This window comes from Kitasatospora sp. NPDC059973, assembly GCF_042737525.1.
Taxonomy (GTDB): Bacteria; Actinomycetota; Actinomycetes; order Streptomycetales; family Streptomycetaceae; genus Kitasatospora.
On record NZ_JBHWUI010000337.1, the window covers coordinates 1 to 2,989 of the forward strand.

Genomic DNA, 2,989 nt, shown 5'->3' on the forward strand with positions numbered 1-2,989 from the left:
ATCCCGCAGGAGTTCGACGCGATCCGCAAGGGCGACATCGACGCGACCGTCTCCCAGCCCGCCGACCTCTACGCCAAGTACGCGCTGTTCTACGCACAGGCCGCCGCCGAGGGCAAGACCTTCCAGCCCGGCGCGACCGACCACCAGTCGACCATCATCCAGCTGCCCAACGGACTGGAGGACCAGCTTCCCGCCCCCCTGGTCACCAAGGACAACGTCGACGACAAGTCCCTCTGGGGCAACGGCGTCGGCAAGTAATCCCACTGACCTCCCGTCAGCGGCGGCCCGCACTCCCCCTCCGAGGCCGCCGTTCACGGATCCTGCGGAAAGGACGTCCCCGCCATGGCGGACCCCAGCCCCATCCGGGGCCCCGTCGTCGAGGCCGACGGGATCAGCAAGCGCTTCGGCGCCACCGTCGCCCTCAGCGACGCCCGCATCTCGGTCACGGCCGGCGAGTCGCACGCCCTGGTGGGCCGCAACGGCGCGGGCAAGTCCACGCTCGTGTCGATCCTCACCGGCCTGCAGAACCCGGACACGGGCACCCTGCGCTTCGACGGCGAGCAGGCCCCGGCCCCCGGTGACACCGACGCCTGGCGCTCCCGGGTCGCCTGCGTCTACCAGCGCTCCACCATCATCCCCGCGCTGACCGTCGCCGAGAACCTGTTCTTGAACAGACACAGCCTGGACAGGCAGGGTAGAGGTGTCCTGCGCCCGATCAGCTGGAAGCAGCTGCGCGGCCGCGCCACCGAGCTGCTCGCCGAGTACGGCGTGGACGTCGACCCGACCGCGCGCGCCGAGGATCTGAGTGTCGAGCAGCGACAGTTCGTCGAGATCGCCCGGGCTCTCTCCTTCGGGGCCCGCTTCATCATCCTGGACGAGCCCACCGCCAAGCTCGACGCGCGCGGCATCGAACGGCTCTTCGAAAAGCTGCGCTCACTGCAGGAACAGGGCGTCGCCTTCCTGTTCATCTCGCATCACCTGCAGGAGGTCTACGACCTCTGCGGCACCGTCACGGTCTACCGCGACGCCCGGCACATCATCACCGCACCGGTCTCCGAACTCGACCAGCAGGCCCTGGTGGAGGCGATGACCGGCGAGAGCGCCCGGGGCAGCGAGCCCGCCTGGTCGGTGACCGGCCGGACACGCCCCGACGGCGCCCCGCTGCTGGACGTCTCGGGCCTGAGCCTGGCCGGCGCCTACCAGGACGTCTCCCTGACCGTGCGGGCCGGCGAGGTCGTCGGCCTGGCCGGAGCGGCCGCCAGCGGCAACGTCCGGCTCGGCGAGACCGTCGCCGGCCTGCACCGCCCGCAGGCCGGCACGATCAGCGTCGCGGGCCGGCCGGTGCGCACCGGCCGGGTTCCCGCCGCTCTCGCCGCCGGCATCGGGTTCGTGCCCGAGGACCGGCACATCCAGGGGCTCATCCCGCAGCGCAGCGTCGCCGAGAACGCCACCCTGACCGTCACCGACCAGCTCGGGCCCTTCGGCACGGTACTGCCCTGGCGGACCAGGGCCTTCGCCGAGCGGATGATCGGCGACCTCGACATCAAGACGCCCGGCCCCTCGGCCCCGGTGTCCGCCCTGTCCGGCGGCAACCAGCAGAAGGTGGTCATCGCGCGGGCGCTGGCCACCGAGCCGCACGTCCTGGTGGCCATCCGGCCCACCAACGGCGTCGACGTCAAGTCCAAGGAGTCCCTGCTCGGCACCGTCCGCGAGGTCGCCGACGCCGGGAGGAGCGCTCTGATCGTGTCCGACGAACTCGACGACCTGCGGGTCTGCGACCGCGTCGTGGCCATGTTCCACGGCCGCGTCGTCGCCGAGTTCGCGCACGGCTGGAGCGATGAACAGCTGGTCGCAGCCATGGAGGGCATGTCCGGCCCGACCGACACGAAGGAACGCAATGTCTCCCACCACTGAGGTCCGTGCGCACGCGGCCACCGCCCCCCGCCGTACCGGCCGGCCGGCGCTTCGACCTCGCGCGCTACCGCGACCTGTCGCTCGTCCCGGTCCTGCTCGTCCTGGGCGTCATCGGCTTCGCCGTCTCACCCGCCTTCCTCACCTCCGACAACCTCCTGGGCGTCGGCCAGCAGGCCACCGAACTGAGCCTGCTGGTCCTGGCCGAGGCGCTGATCCTGATCGTCGGCCGGATGGACCTGTCCCTGGAGTCCACAATCGGCGTGGCCCCCGTCATCGCCGTCTGGCTGGTCCTCCCCGACCACGGCGCACGCTTCAACGGCCTCGGGCTCTTCCCCTATTGGACGGCCATCCCGCTGTGCCTAGCCGTCGGCGCGCTCATAGGGGCGATCAACGGCTTCCTCATCCTCAAGCTGCGCCTCAACGGCTTCATCGTCACCCTCGGCGCGCTCACCCTGCTCCGCGGTCTGCAGGTCGCGATCTCCCAGGGCCAGTCGATCGTCAACCTGCCCGGCTCCTTCACCTACCTCGGCAGCGCCAGCTGGCTCGGCGTCCCGGCGGCGATCTGGATCTGCGCCCTGCTCTTCCTGGCCGGCGGCTGCGCCCTCGCCTGGCTGCGCCACGGCCGTGCCCTGTACGCGATCGGCGGCAACTCCGAGGCCGCCCGCGCCGCCGGCATCCGGGTCGACCGGATCACCTGGATCGTGCTGATCCTCGGTGGCCTGCTGGCCGCATTCGCCGGCGTCCTCTACACCGGCCACTACGGCTCCATCTCCGCCGACCAGGGCAACGGGTGGATCTTCCAGGTCTTCGCCGCCACCGTCATCGGCGGCGTCAGCCTCAACGGCGGCCGGGGCACGCTCTTCGGCGCCCTGACCGGCGTGCTGACCCTCCAGCTCGTGGTCAACGTCATGACCCTCGCGGGCGTGCCGCCGCTGTGGAACCAGTTCCTCAACGGCGCGATCATCATCGTCGCGCTGATCATCTCCCGCTTCGCCTCGGGCGAGAAGCAGGAGTGACGGGCCCGACAGCCTGAGAGCCGCCGAAGCGGCGCGGCCGGCCCACCGGGGACCGGTCG

The 2,989-nt window shown here is 71.3% G+C and carries 2 protein-coding genes and 1 pseudogene; all 3 read left to right on the forward strand.

What is annotated here, in order from left to right:
• Positions 1-258, forward strand: a pseudogene (locus ACFWA9_RS38835) (sugar ABC transporter substrate-binding protein); the annotation flags it as partial.
• A gap of 84 nt (positions 259-342) precedes the next feature.
• Complete coding sequence (locus tag ACFWA9_RS38840; RefSeq protein ID WP_380394258.1) at positions 343-1,914, forward strand: sugar ABC transporter ATP-binding protein; 1,572 nt, start codon at positions 343-345, stop codon at positions 1,912-1,914.
• A gap of 5 nt (positions 1,915-1,919) precedes the next feature.
• Positions 1,920-2,930: an ABC transporter permease gene (locus ACFWA9_RS38845; RefSeq protein ID WP_380394261.1), complete on the forward strand. Its 1,011-nt coding sequence runs from the start codon at positions 1,920-1,922 to the stop codon at positions 2,928-2,930.
• Positions 2,931-2,989: the final 59 nt, after the last annotated feature.